This window comes from Pseudoalteromonas sp. SWYJZ12, assembly GCF_015864395.1.
Lineage (GTDB): Bacteria > Pseudomonadota > Gammaproteobacteria > Enterobacterales > Alteromonadaceae > Pseudoalteromonas > Pseudoalteromonas arctica.
Genome location: NZ_JADYXH010000009.1, coordinates 64,239 through 88,623, shown reverse-complemented (window position 1 = coordinate 88,623; position 24,385 = coordinate 64,239). Strand labels below are relative to the sequence as shown.

Below are 24,385 nucleotides of genomic sequence, written 5' to 3'. Positions count from 1 at the left end.
ACAATATAGAGCAAAAATGAGGCCGAAATGTAAGCTGTTGTTTTGTATAGGGTGGTGGTTTTTTATGAAAGTTGAAATACTAATAAGTGGTTAAAATAACTAATTATTAATATAAAAGGATGCGTGATGCATCCTTTTATAATTGCTCTGCTTTTATTAGTAAACTAATTAAAAGCTGTAAGTAATATTACCGTATAAAAAGCGCCCGTCTAATCCGTAAGGTGCATACGGTGTGTACGGGAATATTTGGCCAAAGTCAGAATAACCAATGTTATCCACGGTTGCTTGTGGGTACTGATCGAATAAGTTGTTTGCGCCTATGGCAAATTTCCAATATTCGTCTGGACGGTATGCCACTTCTAGGTCGGTGATCCACTTAGGGTCTAAGTATTCATCGCGATCGGCTGTTGTTGATATATCAGCGACTTCACCATAACGTGTGGCACGAAGCGTAGTTTGCCATTCGTTAAAGTTCCACACTGCCGATAGGTTCCATTTGCTATCTGGTGTGCCTTCTTCAAAACGACCTACTTCACGACGCGCAAACACTACGTAGTCGTCACCTAGTGAGTTAAGCTCGCTTGGGTTGTCGTTTACGTGTGTTACTTCGGTGTCGTTAAAGTTAGCGGCTACGTTTAAACGTAAATCACCTAAGTTGTCTAAATCTAAGTTGTAAGTAGCAACTATATCTACACCTTGCGTGCGTGAGTCGATAGCGTTAGTAAAGTAACGTACGAGTTGCGTGTTTAATTCACCGGCATTTTGTAGTATTTCTACTACGGCATCGCCTTCTAGGTTTTCAGACAAAACAATACGGTCATCAATATCAATGCGATATGCATCAACCGTTAAGCTAAAGCTGCCTTGCGTGTAAATAAAGCCTGCTGTTACGTTTACTGACTCTTCAGCATCTAACGGCTGAGCACCTAGTGCTTGTGCTGCTGCAGAATCGGTAGGGAATAAACCAACCTCAAGTGGTTGGTTGTTTTCAAGTACGGTAGAGATTTGGCGGTACGAGCTTTGTGCTAATGATGGCGCACGGAAACCTGTGCTAATTGCACCACGTAGCGATAGGTTCTCGTTAATGCTGTAACGCGAAGCAAGCTTAGAGGTAAATGTGTCACCAAAGTCGCTGTAATCTTCATAACGGCCTGCTAAAACGACGTTCCAGTTTTCTGTTAAGTAAGTATCAAACTCAACAAATAAAGCGATGTTATGACGGCTTTCGTCAGTCGCACTTTCTGGTCCAAAGCCAGCGAGTACTTGCGCGCCACCGGCTGCAATTGGATTGCCGTCGCTATCAAGAGCAGTGATGTAAGACGCTTCTTCGCCTTCTTCTATTTTGTAGCTTTCGTGGCGGTATTCAGTACCTACGGTAAAAAATACGTCATCAGGTAAGCCTAAATCGAGAGTGGTATTGGCTGTTGCGTTTACTAAAAACTGATCGTAAACCAATGCACCGTTGTCAAATTCGGTTGGGCTGTCGGCACCTAGTGATGTGTTAATACTATTTACAACACCGAAACCAAAGTCGTTACGGCCGTAGTTGGTACTTACATCCCATGTCCAGTCGTTAGTTTCGCCTTGTAAGCCCAGTGCAAATGAGTAGTCTTGTACGTCAGTTTCAATTTGCGGCAAAAAGCCATCTGGGTATACTTCTAAAACATTACGCTTGTCTATTGCGCGGCGGTAAAAACCACCTGAATTACCTTCACGCTTTGAGTAGCTACCAAATGAATAAAGGTTTAAGCCGTTATCTAAATCGTAACCCATGTTGTAAAACAATGCGTAATCTTCAAGGTCGGCTTTACCAAAACGGTGGTTGTAACGATCGACAGTAAATTCGCGTGGGTCTAGGCTGCCGTCATCAAGTTTGGCGTATTGTGGACGCGGGTCAAAGCCTGAGCGTTGAGTTGAGTCGTTATCACGGTATTCAATTGATACGTTTACAAAGCCGTTATCAGATAACGCAAAACCAGAGTTTGCACTAACAGTGCGTGTTGCACCGTCGTTTACTTCTCTGTCGCCACCGGTATTAAAGGCTAAGTCGCCGTTTGCGTCTGCATAGGTGCTGTCTAGCTGAGATACACCAGCCATTTGAGTGTCGTATTTACCGTACGTTACGCTAACGCTACCGCCTTCTGAGGCATCTTTAAGTACAATGTTAATTACCCCAGCAATTGCATCAGAGCCGTACTGTGCGGCTGCACCGTCACGTAGTACTTCAACACGTTTAATTGCAGAGGTTGGAATCATGTTCAAATCAACAGCTGTAGAGCCTCGGCCAACAACGCCCGCTAAGTTTAATAGCGCACCAGCGTGGCGGCGCTTACCGTTTATAAGTACTAATGTGTGATCGGGTGCTAATCCACGTAAAACAGCTGGTTTTGCATGGTCAGTACCATCACCCATAGTGGCACTTGGGTAGTTAAAGCTAGGTACTTGGTTTGCTAGTATTTGGCTTATTTCTAGCTGACCCGTACTTTGCATATCACCGCTGGTAATAATGTCTACGGGTACCGTACTTTCGGCAATACTGCGTAAGCTTCTGCGAGTACCGGTAACCGAAATTACTTCGATATTCTTTTCTGCTTGATTATCTTGCTCTGCGGCAACGGCCATAGAGTAAGGAGTGCTAAGTGCAGTGGTAACGGCCAAGCTAAGTGCTAGTTTATTTGCAGATAAACGCTTAAAAGTCATTAATTGTTCCCCAAGAGCTGCTAGTCGAAAAGGAGCGCATCATATAGAAGCGACTACCCTAGTGCAAAGATAAAAACTATCTAAGATATTCTAAGTTGTTAACATATAAGGTCACTGTTTACGCGCGATATAGGCGTTTGGATCGTTGTAGTTGCAATCTTGTGTCGAATGGTTGCGAATTCAAGGGAATTTTAGATAAAAGTTAGTAAGACGTAAAAAGGCCAAGCAAATGCTTGGCCTTTCAATTTTTTAAATTTAGTGATTTAAATTATTCAGGGGCAACTTCAAGCGTTGTAAATAATGCATAACGTCCTGCATCTACGCCTTCTTCATTTACGGTAACCTTGTTAGAAGTTTCGATTAGGTATAGGCCTGCTTCTTTCCACGTAATTGTAAACATACCTTCTTTATCGGTCGTTACTTTTACTTCGCCACGGTCGTTACGGTAGCGTGTGTCGCCTTTTAAAATACTTACTTCAATGCCTTCACCAGCAGATTTACCATCTTGTAGTAATTGAAAACGTGCTTGCTCACCTACAAATAAATCGTTTGGATGCGTTGGACCGCTAAGCTCTAAGCCTAAACCTAACTGTGCAGGCTTTGAGGTGCCATTTCGGCTTACAAATGTATCTACTGTTGAAACAACCTTCGTTGTAGTTACATCTTTTGCATTGCTAGGTAACTCGGCGTCTGTTTTCTTACCAAATACGCGCTTGCGCTTACCTTCTTCGTTTTTATAGAAGGTCATGTACATTGGCTTTTGGGTCATTGCAATGTGGTAAGTACCTTGCTCTGTTAAGCTTACCGCAGCTGAGCTTTTACGTTTTAAGTAATAAGCACGGATGGTTTCAGATACTGGCTCACCATTAGGCGCAAGTGCCATTAATAATGTGTCGTCGTACTCGGCGCCTTTTTCTTTAGGTTTAAAGGCTTTGTCTGGTGCAAAAATTTCGTTTGAAATACTCGCGTCAATCATTACGTAATGCGCTTTATCGCCTGATAAAGATGTATGCGAAGGTAGTAACCAACGTCCGTGTGCACTTGCTGAAGTTGACACTAAAGCAGATAAGCTCAATGCGCCGATTAATGCAGTTTTTAATAAATTAATTTTCATTGTATTTCCTTAAATTCAAATAATTAAGTAGCAGCTACTTAGTGCTTACAGTGACGAAGCTTTGTGAAAACTCGTTTTTACCATCAATTGTAATTTTTCCCGACTTTGTTAAATCAAGCTCAACACGGGTGTAATCTCTGCCGCCTTCTTCGCGTACAACTTCAATATTTAGTAAGTATTTACCTGGTTTTACTGGGTTACCGTCTAAATCGTTACCTTGCCAATTTATAGTGTAAGTACCCGCGCGTTTTGTTGCGCCGCTAATGCCGTCAAAGTTGGCATCGCTTTTACCGGCTTTACGCCACCATTGGCGTAAGTCTTTAAACCATTCTGCTTTTTGTACCCAAAGTGCAAGCGTTGTAACGTGTTTGCGCTCTGGTGTTTCAAGCCAAACTGCAACGTATGGACGGTGATACGGTTGTACTTCTAAGTCGGGAAGCGTTAATTCAACCTCTAGCTGTGGTGTTTGCGCATGCGCCGTTGTTTGAAAAAACGCAGCTACGAGCAGTAATGCGGCGCTTATAAATAATTTAAATTTAACCATTAAGACACTCCTTTTATTTGTGGAACCCAACATAAATAAATAACCAGTGGAGTTGCGACTCCTAGTATGGTTATCCATATTCCTGCTAAGCGTTTTTTTCTATTTTGAAACAAAATAATCATGCCGGTGATGGCAAATAAAATCATTAGTACGGCAGATATATCAATCACCCAACTCCATACTTCACCGCTGTGGCGGCCTTTATGTAAGTCGCCAATGAGGCTTAAAAAGCCACCTGTTTGGTAATCAAGGTTTAACTCGCCAGTTGTAAAATCAAGCTCTGCGTAGGCAAACCCTGCAGGCAGTGGGTAGTCGAGCATGACAAGCGCGTCTTCTTTTTCCCACTCAATGCTTTTTACTTTTGTAAGTGCATATTGCTCGGCTAAGTAAGCTTCTATTTCTGGGTAAAGCGTTGGCAAGGTATTTAGCTGCTCATTTGCTTTGGTAACTAGCTCAGCTGGAATTACCGCCGTTACTTGACCGTTATTTTTATCGTTTTTAAGCCAATCAATATGGTTGAGCACTATGCCGCTAACGCAAAATAAAATAAGCAAAAAAAACAAAGCTGTAGAAATATAAATATGTAGAGCACGGCTTGTACTATACAAAGCCCGCTTATTAATAAACGACATAAAAACAGTAAATAAATTAAATTTACAACATGATAATGATTTGCATTAGCTATTACAAATTTACTTACTTATCTTTACATAAAAACTTTAAAACAAAGGTGGTATGCAGGTAAAAAATGAATATTTAATGCTTAGGGGGGCTGGAGGGTCTTAAAATAAGGTAAATCATTACCGATACTTCTATTACTGCAACGAGATAAATAACCCAAATAGGGGCGGCTGAATACAGTAAAAATATAAATCCAATTAACATGCCAATGACGGCGTAGCATTTGGCTTTAACAGGCACTACTTTATGAGCTTGCCACTGCTGCAGAGTTACACCGTAACGAGGGTGGTTTAACAGCCATTGTTCAAGCGCGGGTGATGAGCGAGTAAAGCAGGTGAGCGCTAAAATAAAAAATATAGTGGTAGGCATGACCGGTAACACAATGCCAATAATACCCAAGGCTACAAGTATTAAGCCAAGCGCTTTAAACCATAAGTTTTTATAACAAATAAACACTGCTTTTATATTCACTTAGGCTCTTTTTAGGCGTGTTATGGTATCTCTAATTGTAGGCTAAATAGCTATTAATTCGAAGCTTAAAATCAATAAAAAAGGGCAAACTAAGTTTGCCCTTTTAAAAATAAATGCGGTTAACAGTTTAGAAGTAGTAACCAATATTTATGTTGAAGCGACGTTCTGTATCGCCATCACCAATAATTGTTCCGCCAATAAATGGCTGGTTACGTGCTTGAATAAAGTCGAAGTAACTAAAGAAACCACCTGCAGCAACACTCATACCTGTTACGTTCATCCATGTATCTGCGCTGTCGTCAGACTTGTCATAAATAATGCCGTAATCGTTGTAAAATTGAATGTCGGTAACTGGGCCCCAATCAAGCGAGTAATTATAAGCAACGTTAAAGTTAGTCATAGTTGCTTCGCTAGATACGGTATCGTAATAATTATATGCGCCAACAACAAAGCGGTCGTTACTGTCGTCTAGGTCGTAGTCGTATTCACCGTGTTGAAATTGGATATTCCAGTTGTTAATTGTGCTATCAACATGAAGTGCCCATGCACCGTAGTTACCTGCACGGTCGTTACCGTCATGTAAGCCACCACTTAATAGTGATACACCCACATCGGTAGTTACGTTTTTGCTGTGCTCAATTTGATAAGTTGCACGCCCTGCAAAGGTATTGTATTCACCTATGCGAGAGCCTGGAGCATCGTATGTACCTTCCTCTGCTGAACGACTACCAATAATGTCGTAAGAGTAACGATGGTTAATATCTGTTGAACTTTCTACTCCGCCACGTTCGTCATTTTTGAAAAAGCCTAGGTCTAGTTTCCAGTTATCTTTAAGTTTACGTTTTACTACTACACCTAAGTCAAAATCGTCTTCTAGACCTACGTAATAATTAGTACTGAAAAAGTAGCTGTGTGAGTTGTATGGGCCATTACCAAAAGGCACGGGTGCAATACCTGCTTGTCCTTCCCAGCCATCTGCAAACTCGTAACCTAAGTAAGCATACTTAACAACGGTCATGTAATCGTAAAAACGTATTTCGCCGTTAAGTGAAATATCGTTAATCTCACCAGATACATTTATACGGAAAATATCAAAATCAAAATCGCCACCGCGATCTTGGGTATCTTCATCGTATGTGTTGGTGCTGTAATTAAAGCGTATTGCTCCACCAACTTTAATGCCTTCATCTTTTTTCTCAGGTTCAGCTGCGGCAACTTCAACTACTTTTTGATCAGATTTTTTACTGATGTTTGCAACTTGTTGTTCGTGCTGCTTATTAATTTGCTGTTGTTTTGTTTTTTCATCAGCTAACTTATTTTCAAGCAATTGCATTTGTTGCTTTAGCTGTTTAAGTTGGCTTTGTAGTGTGTCTAGATCATCAGACGCATAAGAAGTGCTTGTAACACCACCTAGGACTAGTGCTAGTGTTAATTTTGAGAGTTTAGTCATAATAGCCGCTCTGCTTGTGATTAAAAAATAAAAAATTCAAGACGTCAAAAAACGCCTTACGTTTAGAGTAAGTACAAAACTATGTATTTTTTTTATTGTTTATTCTTTAGGAGCTTGAGTAAGTGCACCAACTTCTAGAAGGGGCGATGCATCTAATTTATCTGCATCCATCATCGCGGCTACACGCTGCATTGATGAGAGTAAAAGGCTCTGTTCCCACTCAGCAAGCGCAGAAAACTTTTCAATAAAGTGTTCTTGCAATGGCTGAGGTGCTTTATCAAGTAACTCTTTTCCTTTCTCGGTGAGGTATAAGCTCACTCTGCGTTTATCCATTTGACTGCGTACGCGTGTTACTAAGTTTCTGCTTTCTATTCTGTCGAGAATATTGGTGACCGTTGCTGGGCTTAAATTTACATTTTGAGCAATACGGCTCGCCGTTATTCCATCGGTTTTTTTAACTTCTTGCATTATAAGCAATTGTGGGCCAGTTAAACCCGAAGTTTTATTTAGCTGCTTAGAATGTAAATCAATCGCGCGGATCACTTTACGTAAAGAAACCAATAACTCGTCATATTTTTGCATTTGCTTATCTCATCGATGGGGCGGTAGTTTGCCGTAATCGCGAAATGTTACACATCAAATAAATTGAATTCAAACAATATATTGCACATTAGGCCGCTTTTGTTGGTTTTTAATAGTTAGAGCAGTAACTAATGTAAAATTATATTGTTTAAATTATAGTAAATTTTCTTAGCATCTTGTGTGCATTAAGTTGCGCACAGTACGTATGTTGTGAATAATTGGCAAGTCTTATTGTATAGACTTTAGTATTATTCATTTACAGCTGTTAGTACAAAGTAATTGTTTGTGAGTTTACTGTATATGTATTAATCGGCAATGAACAAATTCAGCAATCAATATTTAATATCAATAGCGTATACTTTAAGCATGCATTATTGTTTCTGCACAAATATTAAAAATCTTTAGTATCAGTATTATAGGGGAAGGTATGAAATTATCGCTATCAGTTAGCATTGAGCAAAGCGAAACCGGTCTTGAGTTTATTAAAATAGCTAGCTCAAAGTGCGATGCAAAAATATTTTTGCAAGGAGGGCAAATTACCGAGTTTACCCCTAAAAATAACAAGCCACTTATATGGGTATCACAAGATGAAATCTATCAAGAAGGAGCAAGTATTCGAGGTGGTATTCCTATTTGTTGGCCGTGGTTTGGTACACACGCTAATGATGGCTGGCCTGCCCATGGTTTTGCGCGCACAAGCGTGTGGCAAGCTGATGAAGTACACGAATCTGATGAGCAAATTACAGTTAGTTTAAAGCTACCCATGAAGCTTGTTAATACAACGTATTGGCCACATCAGTCAGCATTAAAAGTTGAGTTTGTATTAAGCGATAAATTACAGGTTCGCTTAACGACCACTAACTTAGGGAGTGCGCCATTTAGCTTTACTCAAGCGCTGCATACCTATTTTCCTACATCAGACATTACAAATACCCATGTAGATGGTTTACAAGGCGCGCAATATATTGAGTTTAGTGAAGGGCCATTTGTACAAAATGATGTTGTAAGCTTCAATCGCGAAACCGACATGGTTTATACACAAGCAAATACAATGCAAACTATTAAAACGCCAGAAGGTGTTATTAATGTGAGCCGCGAAAACTCAAGTTCGTGTGTACTGTGGAACCCATGGATAGAAAAATCAAAACGCTTATCTAACTTTGCTGATGATGAATATAAAACAATGCTCTGCTTAGAGGCTGCTAATGTACTGACAGATAAAGTAACGCTTGAGCCAAAACAAAGCCACACCTTAATAACCACCATTAGTTGGTAAGCTAGTCATAATTAAAAGCAGGAATAGGGACAAATAGTGTTTAACAATCAACAAATAATGGGTTTACCAAAGCATAGTGATATTAGCTTTAAGCCATTGGCTGATAGAGCCTTATTACATACACAGCTTAGCTCGCTTCTGTTTTATATACCGCTAATTGGAGCGCTTATTGCTGTTTGTTATTTTAATGAAGCCTTTGCTAATAATGCACAAACGTATTTGCTAATTGGTATGCCAATTTTGGTGGCCGTATCTATGGCGTACAACATAATAAGTGTGAGGTTACGAGGTTTTGCAGTGCGAAATCATGACATTGCTTTTAAAAAAGGCGTTATTTGGCAACAAGTGACGGTATTACCTTTAGCGCGTGTACAGCATATGGAAATACACCAAGGGCCAATAGAGCGAAAACTTAGCCTTGCGAGTATTAAATTATTTAGCGCTGGCGGTGTAAGTGCCGATTTACAAATTAGTGGGCTAACCCATGATGATTGTAAAAATATGCGCCAATTTGTACAAAACTACCGCCAAGACGACGCAACTACTCAGGCAGCTTTAGTCGATGAGTAATACAACTATCGAAGATAAAGCGAGCCCTATTTACTGGCAGAAAGTATCGCCCTGGGCGCTTTTATACTTTGTTGTGCACTTTAGTGTGCGCTTTGTAAAAGATGGCCTTTTAAACTTACTACCTATGCTTGTCGTGTTTGTTACTCAAGTAGAAAATAAGTTGTTTTGGGCGCAGGTTGCAGGTGGGATTGCGCTAATTTCGTTGCTTATTTACTCATTTTTATATTATTTAAATTTTAAGTTTTGTATTAGTAGCGACAACGAAATATTGCTTAACAAAGGTGTATTTAAAAAAGAGCGACTTACGCTTAAATTTGGCCGTGTGCAAAACGTTAATATTGCCGAGCCATTTTATTTTACCCCCGTAAACTTAGTTAATTGTATTTTTGATGCAGCTGGCAGTGTGTCGCAAGAAGTTGTTTTACCTGGCGTCACTAAAGATTACGCACAGCAAATGCGTAAACAAATATTTGATTTTAAAGCGCAGCAACAGCAAGAAATACAAAATACTGAACAAAGCGAAACAGACATTATCGAAAACAGCCTAAGTATTAGCAATAAAGAAATAGCTAAATTTGGTTTAATGTCGAATATGGCTATTTTAGCAATCGCTGCTTTTGCCCCTTTTATAAACTTGATTATCGATTTTTTAGAGAAGCAAATTATTGCGAAAGTAGAAGGCTTTTACCAACAAGAGCTTGGTATGCTGGCCAGTGCTGCTACCTTTGCGATGATCACCTTAATTGTTTTGTTAGTTTTGGTGGCTGTAATGCTATCGGTGACTATGTCGCTTATTCGTTTTTATAACTTTGAGCTTTATTTTAAAGGTCAAAAATTTAAACGTATTGCTGGCTTGTTAGAGCGCCATCAGCTTTCAATGAGCATGGATAAAGTGCAATCTATTGTTATTAAGCAAAACCTAATGGGGCGATTACTAAAGCGATTTACCGTTGAGTGCTTGCAAGCAAGTAGCGGCGGAATAGCAGCCGGTGTTGCGGCTAAAAAAAATAAACAAACCTTAGTATTACCTGTATTAAATAGCGAACAAGTTGATAGTGTATGCCAATGGATTTACCCGTGGTTTAATAGTAAAAAACTCGCTTTTAAGCGCGCAGAGCGAGCGCTTTTGTATAAAAATTTAGGCTTTTATTCACTGTTACCCAGTGTATTAGTGTTTGGCTTTTGTTTTATTGCTGATATTAATACTTTGATTAGCCTTGGTGTTTTGGTGGTGTTTTCTGGCTTGGTAACTTTGTCGTATCAGCGTTATGGTTATTACATGCATGAGGATAATGGCCGATTTTATATGGTTGTACGCAAAGGTATGATTGGCGTTCATTACCGTGTTTTTGAGCTTTATAAAGCGCAAAGTGCACGCAGTATAAGTACATACTTAATGAGAAAATCAGGCTTAAAAAGCCTGTATATACAACTTGCTTCAGGCTTTGCATTTATGCCCTACATAAAGCAGCAAGATGCTGACTTTATTATTGATTTTACAATTAAGCAGATTGAGTCAGATACTCGCAGCTGGATGTAAACTCCCCTAGTAAAACATGTGTAAATACACATTTGCACATGCTTTATTACACTTTCTTACTGCCCATGAAAGACATTTAATAATACCCTAGATGGTATTAAGGAATTCTTTTAGGGACGCTCATGAAAAAAACACTTATCGCATCAGCTTTATTACTAGCAGCACCAAGCTTTGCAGCCGATTGGCAAACTATTCATACCGAACACTTTAATATTCACTACAGTATTGAGCATGCTGATTTTGCTAAGTCAACTGCAACAGAGCTTGAAATAGTACGCACCAAAGTGCTTGAGCAGCAAAACAGAGCACTTGATAAAACAGTTGATGTAGTGGTGTTTGACCCCCTAAATGCAGCAAATGGCTTTGCGCTACCTACCTCAAGTAACCCTGTAATGGCACTTTTTACAACCCCACCACAATCCGACACAGTTATATCAAACAGCGCTGGCTGGCAGCAGTTGCTTGTGTTGCATGAATATATTCACTTAGTGCACTTAGCACAGCCTACACGCAATCACTGGCAGCAGAAAGTACGTGGTATATGGGATTTATACGACTTAACCTACAGTGATACGCCGCGCTGGGTAGCCGAAGGTTATGCCACATTGATTGAGTCTAAAATGACGGGTCGTGGACGTTTGTTTGATAACTACTCAGAGTCAATACTGCGAGAATTTGCTCAACAGGGCGCACTGCCAACCTATGGGCAGTTAAATGGCGAGCAGGGCTTTATGGGAGGCTCAATGGCGTATTTAATGGGTAGTCGCTTTTTAAATTGGTTAGAGAAAAACTATTCAGAACAAACACTCGATAGTGTTTGGACGCGAATGCAAGGCGTAAAAACGCGGAATTTTGATGAGGCATTTAGCGGTGTGTTTGGGCAAAGTGCAGCCAAGCTATATCGCCGATTTATAGCTGAATATACCTATAAAGCAATGCAAATAGAGCAAGGGGAGCCGTTACTTAATAGTGAACTTTGGCTTGAGCTTAACTTATATGCAAGTAACCCAGTACTTTCAAAAGATGGTAGTAAAATTGCGATTGTTGAGCGAGATAAAGAGAGTAATACCAAGCTTATAATTTATAGCTCGGATGACAACATTAAAGCGCAAGAAGAGTTTACTAAAGCGCAAAAAGAGCTACTCGAAAACGATGCACAAGATATTCCCGATACAGCGCCCAGTGTGTTTAAGCGCGAACAAAAACAAGTGCTTAATCAAATTAACCGAGCTGGTATTGCAAACCCTCAATGGGTAAATAACACAACGTTATATTTTAATGCGTACAGCAATGAAGAGTCGGGTATTTATAACAAAGTGTCTGACATATTTAGCTATAACACTGACACTGGAAATATTACACAACTTACCGAACTTGCTGGTATACGACGATTTAGCGTAACCAGTAACGGCGAAACCTTGTATGGCGAGCAAATAAGAGATGGCTACTCTGAATTAGTAAAGGTTGATCTCAATACGCAAACCATCACACCATTATTTACAAAAAGCCTTGAGACAACTTACGATTACCCAATACTCAGTCCTGATGAAACTAAATTAGCTTATTTATCAACGTCATTAAATGAAAATTGGCAATTGTATATACAAGGTATAAACGGCGAACAACAGCTGTCAGTACCTATGCCAAACGGGTATCAATATTTAAGTCAGCCAAGCTTTAGCCATAATGGCGAGTCACTTTATTTTGTTGCAGGTTTAAATAGCGCCACCGATATTTATAACTACAACATAGAGAGTAAAACACTCACCAAGTTAACCCAAGGGCAAGAGGCCGTTGCCCACCCAATTGAAATGGCTGATGGCTCGTTACTCTATTTTTCGATAACTGCAGATGGGCCAAATGTAAAAACACTGCCAAAAGCTATAAAAAGCACTGTAGTTACTGAGTTTGCAGCTAACAAAAAAGCACCGCTGCTAATAGTAAACGAACATACACTTCCAAAAGCTAAAATATATAAGCACGAGACTACAGAGCAAACAAATTACAACGTGCTCGACCAGCACGCTACTTTCGCGATTGGCTCTCAATATTATTCGGCTTCTACCAGTTTGTTAGATTTAAGCATTAAAAGTAGCGACTTATTAAAGCAGCTCGACTTACAAGCGGGTTATAGCACTGATTTACACGATGGGGCATTGCACGGTGGTTATGTGCAGGCAAAATATAATGCGCTTGATGTAAAACTGAAACTTGCACTGTTTGACTACAATTTAGATACATCGCGCCAGTCTCAGCAAAGTCTAAGTGCAGACATGGATGCCCGTGGTGGTTTTGCCGCAATAAGTTACCCCGTTAAATTTGGGCAGTTAAGTTTAATGCCAGAGCTTGCCTACAATTACACTGATTATAAGCAAAGCCATAAAAGTTGGACGCGTTTAGGTATTGCTCAAAATTGGCAATATGATCGTCAAGACTTTGCTATAGGCCAAAGTATTTATGCGAGTTGGTACGATGGCAGTAGCAAAAGTAATAATTGGCAAGGTTATGATTTAGCCGCCAAAATTTTTGGTAAAGCGTTTGGTATTCCTCTTTATGCAAACTTTGATCAAAAGCAACGTGACGACAGCAGCCTTGCATTAGGTGGCTTTAGCTCAAATCTTATTAATCAGCAGCAAAATAGTGAATATGTACTTTCATCTGAGCTGCCTTTTTACAGTGCAACTGCAAAGCGCTATCAAGGCTACGGTGGCGGCTTTAGCTTTAAAGAAGGCATGCCGTGGCTTTATTATAAGCAACATCAACTCGACGACACCGTATACGCACAAAGCTACGGCTTAAAATACCAAGGTGACTTTAGTTTTGGAATGGGGCCAGCAGGTGTAAACGATTTAACGTTTAATATGGGACTGTCGCGAGTAGAAGGCGACAGTTTTGAAGATGAAATGCGAGCGTGGCTGAGCTTTTATTATTCGTTATAAATATTAATTGGCTAAGTTACTTATCCATCTGCAAGGATAGTAACTTAGCTTGATATACATCGAGTTTTTGATTATCACGTTCTAGTTCAATTGCTTTCTCAAGTAAGGTTTGTGTTTGTTTAATATTACCTTGTTGATAGCGAACTTTTGCGAGTTCCAAGTATAGCTCAGCAATGTAAGGCGCTTTAGTAATCGCTTGTTCAAGGTGTGCTTTAGCCTGATGAGCGTGGCCAGCTTGTAAGTTGTTTTTAGCGATCACTAGTAATTCGTATGGGTCTTTTTCTTTATTAACTAATTGTGAGGTGAGCTCTTTAACAAGCTCTTTGTCGCCTAACTTTTTAGCTAAAAGCTGATAGTTGCTGATTAAATTAATGCTTATTTCGTTATTACTAAGTGCTGCTTGATAGATGTTTTTAGCGCTTTGTAAATCACCAGCTCGGCGATGTAAAATGCCAGCTATATTAAATAATTCAGGATCATTGGGGGTGTATTTGTTTGCTTGTAAAATAAGTGAGTAAGCAATATCCAGCTGTTTGTCTGCTAGCGCTGTTGCAGCTAAATTACTGTAAAACTTAGAAACTAAATCGTTATAGTCTGCGCTGCTTGAATAAAAACTGCGACGGGTAGGGAAGTAATCAATTAAGGTGCCCGCTCTGAAAAATTCAACAATATTATCATCTTTTTTCTCTACTTTTGGGGCGTATACTCTTGTTCTAAAGTGGCTTGCTACATAAACAACATTATTTTCTTTTGCGTATATGGGCTTACTTGTAACTTCTTGAAAGCTTGTTTCTAACCCAAGAGCTTGTGCATAGCTTTGTGTTAAAACAGCTAAGCTAATACAGTTGCCTTGCGAAAGTTTTAAGGCTTGGGCTGAAGTAAGTGTATCGCCGTGGTATTTAAAGTTAGCTAAGTTGCTTTCGAGGTAGTTGTAAATTATGCGGTCATCACGGATTTCAGACTGTTTTTGTTTTTCGGCATAAGCTAAAAATTTTTCTTTTTCAGCATTTGGCAGCTCGAAAATACTGTACTCAGAAGGAGTGTCGAGTTTATTAAACAAAGAATGGTTTAATAGTTGTTCAAGCCCTACTTGTTGTTCTACTTGCTGAACCTTGGTTGTGTTACATCCAACTAAATATAAAAAAGTAATACAGACTGCTATTTTATAAAACATCATAAACCCACTCCATTGTTAAATTTTACATTACAATGTGGTGGGTTTTTAATCAAGCACTTGCTGTGCTGCGTTTACTTGAGCGATTTTTTTGTGATTGTTTTTTACGTTTACGGCGGGTAAACCACAAGTAAAAACCAGTACCTGCTAGCCACACTGGGCTTAAACCAATAACACACCACAGTATTTTACTTATTAGCCCTGCAAAGTAGCCAAAATGAAGTTTTCTAAAACTATCAATTACCTGCCAGCCAACGCCTACTTCGCGAATATCCCAGTTAGCTATGTGCTCGCCTGTTAGCTTGTTATAGCTAACCGTATTGGCATACTCACTAGCAAGTGGGTTGGCGGTATCGACTTCGCCGAATAAGGTAATGTTTTCGTCAGGCTCGAGTGGCATAACTAAGAACGTACCGTTAAAAGTGGGGATTTGCTTTTTACTGTCATCAAGTATGCGTTGAAACGAAATATCGCTACTGTGTAGGTTTTTGGTTAGTACAAAGTGCTCTTCCTCTGCGTGTTCAATAACTTCGTGATACCACACCGCCCAGTTAAAGTAGCCACCTGTGATAGCTAAAATAATAATGATGGGAGATCCTATAACCCCCGTCATTTTATGAATGTCGCTAAGTACAATTTGCAGTGTTGCACGCCAGCGCACACTAAATAGACGCTGCCAAAATTTACGATAAATAATAAGCCCAGTAATACCTAATACCAATAAAAACAGAGCAAAAAAGAAGCCTAGTACAGTGCCTGTTTGCCCTGGCAGGTTTTTAAAGTCGTTCAGTAAAAAAGTGTAATGTAGTTCTAAAAACCAATCGGTAAAATAATGGCTGGTACCAACAGGTTCAGACAAAATGTCACCCGTATACTGGTTTAAATGAAACTTATACCATTGCTCTGTGCCGCGTTTGACTAAGTAAACCCGATCAGCTGTATCATCGTTAAATATTTCCCAACTACCTACTACATATTCAGGGTAAGCATGCTCTGTTTTGGCAATTAACGTGTCGATTGGCATGCGCTCTGGCAGTGCATTTACAACAAAGTGGCTGCTTGGCATAAGTAAGCCATCTATTTCACTTTTAAAAACTAATACGCTCCCTGTAATACTAATAACAATCAATGGAATGATAGCTATTAGAGCGATCCAGCTGTGAATTTTAAAAAGAGTTTTTCTCATAGGTAGTTTTATATACAGCAGCTAATGACTTGCGCATGATAACAACTATCATTTTTATTTAATAGTTTGGCGGTGAGGCTTTCTATTAAACCGGTAAACCGTGAACTTAATTCTACGGTTTTTGTATACCTAGCTTGCCAGTACCTAAAACAAGAATGTCTTATTTAGTTGAGTTAAATTTACGCGGCTCTACAATGCCGCGCTCATAGTAAAAGCCTTTTAAAACAAATGTTTATTAAATGTTTTTATTTCCGTGTTTAATTAACATTTATATAACGATCGAGGTTGCTTTGGCGCATTATTTGCCTATATTGTCTTCATTTATTCTGGTTTTTAGTTTTTTACCATTACTAAACAAAATTCGAAAAAATCGTAGTGTTTCAGGTTTATCACTATTGATGATGACGTTTGGGTTAGCACAAAGCCTTTATTTTATAACCTACAATATTTATTTTGAGCGTTTTTATATTGCGTTACCATTTATTGTAACCGGTGCGTTAAGCGGACTTATTTTGTATTTTTTTGCACGTTATAACGCAGCTAAACGAGAACGGGTACAGTTGTTTACTATGCTAGGTTTTTCGTTACTGCCTTTTTCACTACTTTTGAATTCAAGCCTCGATACTGCAACGGTATTAAGCGCTTTAACGTATGTTGGCCTTGTGATGAGTTCGGTACGTGTTATGCCACAAACTTATAAAACATTGCGTACGGGTAATGTAAGTAATTTAAGCGCGCGCTACTTTAGCTTGCAGTTTATTGCTGGTATTTGCGGCTTAGTTGTTGAGCTTACAACAGCGGCTCCAAGCACGGCGCACCTACTTATGTTTATTATGCTGCTGCTTACCAATGCTGTGCAATTTGGTTGTATGCAATATTATAGAATGCGGCCTGTAATGGCTTAAAAACAAGCTACTTAAGTTCCTATTTAGCCTAATTTATGGCAAATTACTTTATCTAATAAAAGGATAAAGTATGAATTGGAATCAGTTTGGCTATATTTGCCGTGTTAATAGCTCTAAAACACTAAGTACAGAGCAAAAAGATGAGCTGAGTACACCGCCCCATTTAAATATGCATGCCAATAGCGGGTCGCATAGTAAATTAGCGCATAATCTGGCGACGCAAATTGCATCTCAAGATGAGGCAACATCGCAAAAGCAAGCTACGTATTATCAATGTTTACCGGAATTAGTTAACGAATTTAAGTTTGAGCACAAGGGCTGGCTTAGTTACTTAACCATTGTATTTGTTATTTATGTTTTATCCTCTTTGTTGTATCAGTCTTTTGTTGTGCCTACTTTTGTAGAGATATATAGCAAGCATACAGTTTCTTTAAATCATGTATTTGATGATTATTTTACGTACTGGTATGTACCAATTATTTTACTCGTTTTATTGCTGAGTGTTATTTTTACCGTTATTTTAAAGCTAAAAAATGTAAGTGCTCTCACAGAGCTAAAGCCTTTTTCGGGTTTATTTAAATTTCTTATTCCTCGTCAATTAATTAATGAGCATAACTCTTTAATTACCACGCTATTATTTCCAAGTAATCATAAAGAAGGTGTTAAAGCTTCTACACCCCAAACCGAGCACTTAGCTCAATGCGAGCTGCTAGGTTTAGAAACCCAAGAAGAATTTAAAGCGCTACTAAAGCTGCAGCTAAAGTTACTTAATACACATATTAAAAGCTTTATAAGTAAGCTCGTTATTGTTTATGGTTTGGTTATTGTTGTGTCTATTTGCTTATTTGTGAAAGCGGCTTATCAACCACTATTTATGCTAGGAGAAGTGCTATGAGAACAAAAGGATTTACGTTAATAGAGTTGATGGTGGTGGTGTCCATTATTGGTATTTTAGCTGCGGTTGCGCTACCTCAATACAGTAAGTATATACAACGAGCAGAACTTGTTGACCCGCTTGCAATGGCTGCTGCCATTAGAGAAGACGTTACGGTTTATTATCTTGAAAACAGGCGTTTTCCAGCAAGTAATGAACAAGCAGGTGTACCTGCAAGTAAATTTTTGATTGGTAATCGGGTAACGGGTATTACAGTTGATAATGGTGCTATTCATATTAGTTTGGGTAATAAAGCTTCACAGCTTTTGCAAAATACAGTTTTAACATTCAGACCCGCAGTTGTAACGGGAAGCCCTACAAGCCCGATTGCGTGGTTATGTGGGTTTGACGAACCGGTAACTGGCATGCAAGCGGTTGGCGAAAATAAAACAACAGTACCAAAAGAAATTTTACCTTCAGCGTGTATATAAAATAGTTTAGGGGATTAAAGTGCAATTAGCTATTCATCAAATTGATGCGTTTACGAATGAGTTATTTAAAGGTAATTATGCGGCAGTGATCCCACTAGAATCGTGGTTAAGTGACGATTTAATGCTAAAGATTGGCGCTGAGAATAACGTATCTGAAACTGCTTTTACCTGCCTGCAAGACGATGGAAGTTTTGTTATTCGCTGGTTTTCGCCGTTAATGGAAATCGATTTTTGTGGTCACGCCACACTTGCGGCTGCCTATGTTTTAAGTGAAGAGCATAACATATCGCAAATTCGCTTTATTGCTGATGCGGTGGGCGAGCTAATCGTTAATAAAAACGCTGATGGCAGCTTTGCAATGACCTTTCCAAAACAAGCACCGGTTGAAGTGCAAAATGTGCCGCAGCAACTGCTTGATGGCCTGTCTATACAACCGAGTAAAGTGCTTAAAAATCGACAAGCCTACTTTGTTATTTATGAAAACGCCGATCAAATACTTGAATTAAAAACTAGCTCAGAGCTTTTAAAAACGCTTTATCCACTTGATGTAGTGGCCACTGCTGCAAGTGCTGAATATGATTTTATATCTCGTTATTTTTGGCCTGCAAGCGGTGGCGACGAAGATTATGTAACAGGCTCTATTCATACTGGTTTGGCACCTTACTGGGCGCAGCAATTGGGTAAAACTACGTTAACTGCTTATCAGGCTTCAAGCAGAGGCGGGTATTTACTATGTGAAGTGGGTGATACAACCGTCACCTTAACGGGGCATGCTGTAAGGTATTTAAAAGGCACTATTTATATTTAATTAGGAGCTTTATATTTGACAAGGAACAAGGTTTAATTATTCATTTCAAAATCATACCAACTGCTTGTTTTTTATTATTATACTAGTCGTTTTCTTAAGCTACTTCCTTTATTTTATCTATTAATATACGCACTTGTAACAGTTGCTTACAAATGTCACCTTAATGTTTCATATGGCTCTGGTATTATGACGTTAATAGAATTTTGAGGATAATAGGATATGCAAACAAATTCACTTAGATGGGTTTTTCCATTTGTAGCGCTAGTTGTTGGTGTTGTTGGCTTTATGGGAATAAATGCCATTGCACAAGAGCCAGAAAAAAAAGAAGTAATTGATACTCGTCCAACAGTGCAAGTTGAGCCAGTGGCTGCAAACGATCATCAAGTTATTATTAATAGCTACGGTGAAGTAAAGCCTCTTGAAAGTACACAGCTTTCGGCGCAGGTGTCGGGTGAAGTGTTAAGTTGGCATCCTAATTTTGTAGCCGGCGGCATCGTTGCTCGCGGTGAAACGTTATTCACTATCGAAAAAGACAACTACGAAGCAGCAGTACTTGTTGCAGAGGCAGAAATTGCTCGTGCCCAAGCAGGCTTAATTGAAGAACAGGCCCAAGCTCAAGTAGCCGCAGATGAAGCAAAGCGTTTTCCAAGTAAAGCGCGTACCGACTTATTTTTACGTAAGCCTCAAGTGTTAAGTGCACAGGCATCTGTAAAGTCGGCGCAAGCTGCATTAAAACGTGCACAACGTGACTTAGATAATTGTGAAGTAACAGCCCCTTATGATGCATTGGTTATTAGCCGAAATGTAGGTGTTGGTCAGTTTGTCACTATGGGTTCGCAAGTTGCTGAGCTCAATAATATTGAAACTGCTGAAGTGATTATTCCTATCGCAGGGTTCGATAGCGTTTTTTTGCCAGAGCGTATTAAAGGTATTACCGCAACGATTATTCAAAAAGGCCTAAACAGCTTTACCCGAGAAGGTGTAATTGACCGCGACCTAGGGATTGTTGATAACGCTACGCGTATGAGCAGTTTAGTAGTGCGTATAGAAGACCCATACGGTCTTAAAAACATACAACCAGCCATTAAGTTTGGTAGCTACGTACAGGTAAATTTTGCAGGTGCAATGCTTAATAATATTTACCGTTTACCGCAAGCTTTGGTTAACAACCAAACTGTGTGGGTAGTAAACGAAAATCAAGAACTAGAGCCACGTAAGGTAACGGTTATTCGTGAAGAGGGTGAGTATTTTTATATTAGCAGCGGTTTAAATGCCGATGATAAACTCGTTATTACTTTACCTGAATACCCGCAAAAAGGAATGCAGGTTAAAATTGCAGGTGTAGCTGCAAAACTTGAAAGCTCAGAAACGAGCACTTCAAACACGCAACAGCTGTAGGGTGTAATAGTTATGAGCGAGTCAATACAACAAAAACAAACAGGGCTAATTGCCTACTTTGCTAATAATTCAGTAGCCGCTAATTTAATGATGTTTTTTATCATTATTATGGGGGCTATAAGTTACTTTACGATTCAGCGTCAAATGTTTCCTAATGTAGAGATTAACTACATTAATATTGAGGCTAATTACCCAGGTGCCTCTCCTCAGGAAATAGAAGAAAGTATTCTTATAAAAGTTGAAGAGTCACTTAAAGATATAACCGAAATTAAAAAAGGCGTGTATCGCGCATTTAGAAATGGCGGTACAGCCAGTCTGGAAATAAACACCGATGCAAAACTTACCGATGTGCTTGATAAAGTAAAGTTGCGTGTTGATGGTATTGCGACTTTTCCGGCGGGTATGGAACCGGTCACCATAAGTCAGGTTGAGTTTAGGCAAGACGTAATAGGTATGACGCTCGTTGCTGACTTACCACTTACAGAGCTTAAGCCTATAGCAAACCAAATAGAAGATGAGTTACTACAGTTATCTAACGTGTCGTTAGTGGTAAACGATGTTCCTCTTGATGAAATAGCAATTGAAATAGAGCCCGATACGCTGCGCCAATATAATCTAACCCTTAGTGATGTGATGAATGCGGTACGCCGTTACTCAGCTAACTTTTCGGCGGGGCAGCTAAAAACAGACGCCGGTGTTATTTCTGTTCGCGTCGAGAATCAGTTTTACTCGGGTGAAGAGTTTAGACAAATTCCGGTAAAAATTGGCGAGTATGGCGCTAAAGTTTTACTGCAAGATATTGCAGTTATTAAAGATCAATTTACCGAAGGTGAGCGCTACTTTAAGTTTAATGGCGAAAACGCGGTGTATTTATCGGTAAAAGCAACGCAAGAGCAAAACATGATTCCCGTTGCTGATTCGGTTAAAGCGTTTATTGATCAAAAAAATAAGCAGCTACCGCCAGGTATTCGATTAGAGCCATTAATGGATATGACCTACTACCTAAATGCTCGCCTTGATATGATGAAAGCTAACCTGTTTCAAGGTGCCATTTTGGTGGCAATTATGTTGTCGTTATTCTTGCGTTTTAAACTAGCGCTTTGGGTAATGATTGGCTTACCTGTTTGTTTTTTAGGGGCCATGATGATGATGCCACTATTTGGCATTAGCATTAATATTATTTCGTTATTCGCTTTTATAATGGTGCTCGGCATAGTGGTGGATGATGCCATAGTGATAGGGGAAGCTGCCTACACCGAAGTTGAAAAAAGCGGCGGTGGTGTAGAAAATGTTGTGCGTGGCGCTAACCGAGTCGCGACCCCTGCAACCTTTGGTGTATTAACAACAATTGCTGTATTTGCACCATTCACAATGTCGAGCGGGCCAGAAAGTGCCTTCTTTTATGGTATAGCCGTTGTAGTAATGCTGTGTTTAGTATTTAGTTTGATTGAATCAAAGCTGATACTGCCAGCTCACATTGCTCATACGCACTTTTCGCCGATTAAAAAGGGTGGTTGGCGCGATCGCTTCAATACACGCTTTTTTGGTTTCGTAAATGGCCCATACAAACGTTTTATTGCTAAGTGTGTTGATTGGCGCTGGACTGTTTTGTTTGCTTTTATTGCAATGTTTATAATCAGTATTGCACTTATTACGTCTAATAAAGTACGTACAGTTCCAACTCCTAAAGTGCCGCACGACTTTCCACAAATTCAAGTAGAAATGAACGACAACGTTTCTGACTTACAAACCATTGCTGCTATTCGTGAAATAGAAGCTATGGTACTTAGAGTCGATGAAGAGACTGAACGTGAATTTGGTCAAAAAATTATTCGTGATGTATTGGTATTTAATCAAGGCAGAACCGAGTCGCAGTTACTAGCTCCATTAGTTGACGAAGATTCACGTCCATACAATGCATTTGAGCTTTCTCGACGGTGGCGTGAGGCTATGCCGACTATTGCTGGTATTAAGTCGTTAACTATTCAAGACGATGTTGGCGGCGGCGGTGGTAATGGCGGCGGCGAGTTTGGCTATTTACTGTATGGCTCAGACATAGATACTTTAAATCAAGCGGGTCGTCGTTTTATTCAATTACTTCAACAGCAAAAAGGGTTGTTTGATATTAGCTCAACCATAGATCCTGCGAGCAAAGAAGTGCAAATGAGCCTTAAACCTGTTGCTTACGATTTAGGCTTAGATTTAGCCGGTATTGCAAATCAAGTGGGTGCTAGTTTTTATGGTGGCGAGGCACAGCGTGTAATCCGAAACGGCGAAGAAGTACGCGTAATGGTACGTTACCCTAAGCTGACTCGTGAGGCATTTTCATCGCTTAAGCACACCGTTGTTACTACCCCACAGGGGCGAGAAGTACTTCTTGGTGATGTAGTAGAGCTAACAGAAACGCCAGGTATTAGCTATATACGCCGCGAAGGTGGTTACCGTACCGTGTATGTTTATGGCAATATTGATGAAGAGCAAATTGAGCCAGGCGAAGTGGTTAAGCAAGTAAAAGAAAATCTACTGCCACAGCTAATAGAAGAATTCCCAAGTGTTAAATCAGAGCTTGGTGGCGCAATAGAAGAGCAGCAAGCTCAAGCTAATGAGCAAATAATGTTTTTTATTGGCGGAATGATTTTAGTATACATACTGCTAGCTGTGCCGCTTAAAAGCTATTCACAACCGCTTATTGTAATGTCGGTTATTCCGTTTAGTTTAACCGGGGCTATTTGGGGTCATTATTGGTTTGATTTAGATATGAGCTTAATGTCGGGCTTTGGCTTAATTGCCGCAGCAGGGGTTGTGATTAATGACTCACTTGTAATGACCGATTATGTAAACCAAGTTCGCCGCGAAGGTGTTAGCGTTAAAAATGCAGTAATAGAAGCCGGTTGTGCCCGCTTTAGAGCAATACTATTAACGTCTATAACAACCTTTGCTGGTGTATTACCTATTATGTTTGAAACAAGCCTGCAGGCTAAGTTTGTAATACCTATGGCAGTAGCACTTGGCTTTGCTGTTATGTTTGCAACGTTAATAACGCTTATATTAGTGCCATGCCTATATATTATTTTAGGTGATATTGGTGCTGTGTTTAAGCGCCCGTTTAAAAGCCGAGCTGTGAAAGTCTCGTAGATAAAAAACATAAAAAAAGCACTGACCGTTATTAACGCTCAGTGCTTTTTTATTATCTATTTATTGTTGTTAAACTGGCTACAACAATAATTAATCTTTAAATTGCTTATGGCAATCTTTACAGCCTTTAGCCCATGCGCCAAAAGCTTTACCAATTACGGCTTTATCGCCCGATTGAGCAGCTAACGCTAGCTTATCTGCATTTGCTGCAAAAGCATTCGCTTTTTCAACAAAGGTTGCATTTTCGGCCCAAACAGCAGCAAGTGCAGCTGTATCGCCTTTATCTGTCCCTTCGTAAAATGCTTCCCATGGCATTTTTGATAAAGCAGCGGCATTGTTAGCACGCTTTTGAAATTGCTCTGCATCAAAAGGTACTTTGCCTTTAAGCATTGCACCCATGTCGCTAATTTGAACTGAGATCATCGAAAACGCAGCTTGGCGGTATTCAATCGCGTCACTTGGTTCTTTAAATGCAGAATTTGCCGATACGCTAAATGCACATGTAGCTAATGCTACACCTGCTAATATTTTTTTTAATTTCATAGTT

Annotated in this window: 20 protein-coding genes; 10 read left to right on the top strand and 10 right to left on the bottom strand. The window is 39.6% G+C overall.

What is annotated here, in order from left to right; genetic code table 11:
• Window positions 1-168: 168 nt before the first annotated feature.
• The 7 genes from I6F42_RS12070 to I6F42_RS12040 form a co-directional block, all read right to left on the bottom strand.
• Window positions 169-2,700 carry a TonB-dependent siderophore receptor gene (locus tag I6F42_RS12070; protein ID WP_197152293.1) on the bottom strand — a complete coding sequence of 844 codons (2,532 nt, stop codon included), beginning with the start codon at window positions 2,698-2,700 and terminating at the stop codon, window positions 169-171.
• A gap of 268 nt (window positions 2,701-2,968) precedes the next feature.
• Complete coding sequence (locus tag I6F42_RS12065; protein ID WP_010554526.1) at window positions 2,969-3,814, bottom strand: DUF4198 domain-containing protein; 846 nt, start codon at window positions 3,812-3,814, stop codon at window positions 2,969-2,971.
• A 34-nt stretch (window positions 3,815-3,848) separates the two neighbouring features.
• Window positions 3,849-4,358 carry a DUF2271 domain-containing protein gene (locus I6F42_RS12060; RefSeq protein ID WP_010554527.1) on the bottom strand — a complete coding sequence of 170 codons (510 nt, stop codon included), beginning with the start codon at window positions 4,356-4,358 and terminating at the stop codon, window positions 3,849-3,851.
• A complete protein-coding gene (locus I6F42_RS12055) occupies window positions 4,358-4,990 on the bottom strand; it encodes a PepSY-associated TM helix domain-containing protein (RefSeq protein ID WP_033012525.1) in 633 nt (210 codons plus the stop codon). The genes I6F42_RS12060 and I6F42_RS12055 overlap by 1 nt, the downstream gene beginning before the upstream one ends.
• Before the next feature lie 124 nt (window positions 4,991-5,114).
• On the bottom strand, window positions 5,115-5,510 hold the full coding sequence (locus I6F42_RS12050) for a YbaN family protein (protein WP_010554529.1): 396 nt from the start codon (window positions 5,508-5,510) through the stop codon (window positions 5,115-5,117).
• A 127-nt stretch (window positions 5,511-5,637) separates the two neighbouring features.
• The gene (locus tag I6F42_RS12045; protein WP_010554530.1) at window positions 5,638-6,960 is read right to left on the bottom strand and encodes a hypothetical protein; all 1,323 of its coding nucleotides are present in this window, start codon (window positions 6,958-6,960) and stop codon (window positions 5,638-5,640) included.
• A 99-nt stretch (window positions 6,961-7,059) separates the two neighbouring features.
• Window positions 7,060-7,542 carry a MarR family winged helix-turn-helix transcriptional regulator gene (locus I6F42_RS12040; RefSeq protein WP_010554531.1) on the bottom strand — a complete coding sequence of 161 codons (483 nt, stop codon included), beginning with the start codon at window positions 7,540-7,542 and terminating at the stop codon, window positions 7,060-7,062.
• A gap of 427 nt (window positions 7,543-7,969) precedes the next feature.
• Here I6F42_RS12040 and I6F42_RS12035 point away from each other — a divergent pair, with 427 nt between their 5' ends.
• The 4 genes from I6F42_RS12035 (at window position 7,970) to I6F42_RS12020 (ending at window position 13,867) form a co-directional block, all read left to right on the top strand.
• Window positions 7,970-8,818 (top strand): D-hexose-6-phosphate mutarotase, encoded by an 849-nt coding sequence (locus tag I6F42_RS12035; RefSeq protein WP_197152292.1) that lies wholly within the window; start codon window positions 7,970-7,972, stop codon window positions 8,816-8,818.
• Window positions 8,819-8,854: 36 nt separating this feature from the next.
• The gene (locus tag I6F42_RS12030) at window positions 8,855-9,388 is read left to right on the top strand and encodes a PH domain-containing protein (RefSeq protein ID WP_010554533.1); all 534 of its coding nucleotides are present in this window, start codon (window positions 8,855-8,857) and stop codon (window positions 9,386-9,388) included.
• A complete protein-coding gene (locus I6F42_RS12025) occupies window positions 9,381-10,928 on the top strand; it encodes a PH domain-containing protein (RefSeq protein WP_010554534.1) in 1,548 nt (515 codons plus the stop codon). Before I6F42_RS12030 ends, I6F42_RS12025 begins: the two co-directional genes overlap by 8 nt.
• A 122-nt stretch (window positions 10,929-11,050) precedes the next feature.
• Entirely contained in the window at window positions 11,051-13,867 is a 2,817-nt protein-coding gene (locus I6F42_RS12020) for a PD40 domain-containing protein (protein ID WP_197152290.1), read from the top strand.
• A 16-nt stretch (window positions 13,868-13,883) separates the two neighbouring features.
• On the opposite strand, the gene I6F42_RS12015 is transcribed toward I6F42_RS12020, so the two are convergent.
• Both I6F42_RS12015 and I6F42_RS12010 read right to left on the bottom strand, forming a co-directional pair.
• On the bottom strand, window positions 13,884-15,044 hold the full coding sequence (locus I6F42_RS12015) for a lipopolysaccharide assembly protein LapB (protein WP_010554535.1): 1,161 nt from the start codon (window positions 15,042-15,044) through the stop codon (window positions 13,884-13,886).
• A 49-nt stretch (window positions 15,045-15,093) separates the two neighbouring features.
• Complete coding sequence (locus I6F42_RS12010) at window positions 15,094-16,227, bottom strand: PepSY domain-containing protein (RefSeq protein ID WP_197152288.1); 1,134 nt, start codon at window positions 16,225-16,227, stop codon at window positions 15,094-15,096.
• Between the two features lie 290 nt (window positions 16,228-16,517).
• Between I6F42_RS12010 and I6F42_RS12005 the strand changes: the two genes are divergently transcribed.
• The 6 genes from I6F42_RS12005 (at window position 16,518) to I6F42_RS11980 (ending at window position 23,838) form a co-directional block, all read left to right on the top strand.
• Window positions 16,518-17,132 (top strand): PQ-loop repeat-containing protein, encoded by a 615-nt coding sequence (locus I6F42_RS12005; RefSeq protein WP_033012533.1) that lies wholly within the window; start codon window positions 16,518-16,520, stop codon window positions 17,130-17,132.
• 70 nt (window positions 17,133-17,202) lie between these two features.
• Window positions 17,203-18,027: a hypothetical protein gene (locus I6F42_RS12000; RefSeq protein ID WP_010554537.1), complete on the top strand. Its 825-nt coding sequence runs from the start codon at window positions 17,203-17,205 to the stop codon at window positions 18,025-18,027.
• Complete coding sequence (locus I6F42_RS11995) at window positions 18,024-18,497, top strand: pilin (protein ID WP_010554538.1); 474 nt, start codon at window positions 18,024-18,026, stop codon at window positions 18,495-18,497. The genes I6F42_RS12000 and I6F42_RS11995 overlap by 4 nt, the downstream gene beginning before the upstream one ends.
• Window positions 18,498-18,516: 19 nt before the next feature.
• Complete coding sequence (locus tag I6F42_RS11990; protein ID WP_010554539.1) at window positions 18,517-19,305, top strand: PhzF family phenazine biosynthesis protein; 789 nt, start codon at window positions 18,517-18,519, stop codon at window positions 19,303-19,305.
• A gap of 219 nt (window positions 19,306-19,524) precedes the next feature.
• The gene (locus tag I6F42_RS11985; RefSeq protein WP_197152287.1) at window positions 19,525-20,703 is read left to right on the top strand and encodes an efflux RND transporter periplasmic adaptor subunit; all 1,179 of its coding nucleotides are present in this window, start codon (window positions 19,525-19,527) and stop codon (window positions 20,701-20,703) included.
• A gap of 12 nt (window positions 20,704-20,715) precedes the next feature.
• Window positions 20,716-23,838, top strand: a complete 3,123-nt coding sequence (locus I6F42_RS11980) for an efflux RND transporter permease subunit (protein WP_010554540.1) — start codon at window positions 20,716-20,718, stop codon at window positions 23,836-23,838.
• A 90-nt stretch (window positions 23,839-23,928) separates the two neighbouring features.
• On the opposite strand, the gene I6F42_RS11975 is transcribed toward I6F42_RS11980, so the two are convergent.
• Window positions 23,929-24,381 (bottom strand): cytochrome c, encoded by a 453-nt coding sequence (locus tag I6F42_RS11975; RefSeq protein ID WP_010554541.1) that lies wholly within the window; start codon window positions 24,379-24,381, stop codon window positions 23,929-23,931.
• Window positions 24,382-24,385: the final 4 nt, after the last annotated feature.

Coding starts and splice junctions, on each gene's coding strand:
- I6F42_RS12070 (WP_197152293.1), bottom strand. CDS start 2,700: ATGACTTTTAAGCGTTTATCTGCAAATAAACTAGCACTTAGCTTGGCC.
- I6F42_RS12060 (WP_010554527.1), bottom strand. CDS start 4,358: ATGGTTAAATTTAAATTATTTATAAGCGCCGCATTACTGCTCGTAGCT.
- I6F42_RS11980 (WP_010554540.1), top strand. CDS start 20,716: ATGAGCGAGTCAATACAACAAAAACAAACAGGGCTAATTGCCTACTTT.
- I6F42_RS12010 (WP_197152288.1), bottom strand. CDS start 16,227: ATGAGAAAAACTCTTTTTAAAATTCACAGCTGGATCGCTCTAATAGCT.
- I6F42_RS12065 (WP_010554526.1), bottom strand. CDS start 3,814: ATGAAAATTAATTTATTAAAAACTGCATTAATCGGCGCATTGAGCTTA.
- I6F42_RS12045 (WP_010554530.1), bottom strand. CDS start 6,960: ATGACTAAACTCTCAAAATTAACACTAGCACTAGTCCTAGGTGGTGTT.
- I6F42_RS11975 (WP_010554541.1), bottom strand. CDS start 24,381: ATGAAATTAAAAAAAATATTAGCAGGTGTAGCATTAGCTACATGTGCA.
- I6F42_RS12000 (WP_010554537.1), top strand. CDS start 17,203: ATGAATTGGAATCAGTTTGGCTATATTTGCCGTGTTAATAGCTCTAAA.
- I6F42_RS11995 (WP_010554538.1), top strand. CDS start 18,024: ATGAGAACAAAAGGATTTACGTTAATAGAGTTGATGGTGGTGGTGTCC.
- I6F42_RS12025 (WP_010554534.1), top strand. CDS start 9,381: ATGAGTAATACAACTATCGAAGATAAAGCGAGCCCTATTTACTGGCAG.
- I6F42_RS12040 (WP_010554531.1), bottom strand. CDS start 7,542: ATGCAAAAATATGACGAGTTATTGGTTTCTTTACGTAAAGTGATCCGC.
- I6F42_RS12015 (WP_010554535.1), bottom strand. CDS start 15,044: ATGATGTTTTATAAAATAGCAGTCTGTATTACTTTTTTATATTTAGTT.
- I6F42_RS12035 (WP_197152292.1), top strand. CDS start 7,970: ATGAAATTATCGCTATCAGTTAGCATTGAGCAAAGCGAAACCGGTCTT.
- I6F42_RS11985 (WP_197152287.1), top strand. CDS start 19,525: ATGCAAACAAATTCACTTAGATGGGTTTTTCCATTTGTAGCGCTAGTT.
- I6F42_RS12020 (WP_197152290.1), top strand. CDS start 11,051: ATGAAAAAAACACTTATCGCATCAGCTTTATTACTAGCAGCACCAAGC.
- I6F42_RS12055 (WP_033012525.1), bottom strand. CDS start 4,990: ATGTCGTTTATTAATAAGCGGGCTTTGTATAGTACAAGCCGTGCTCTA.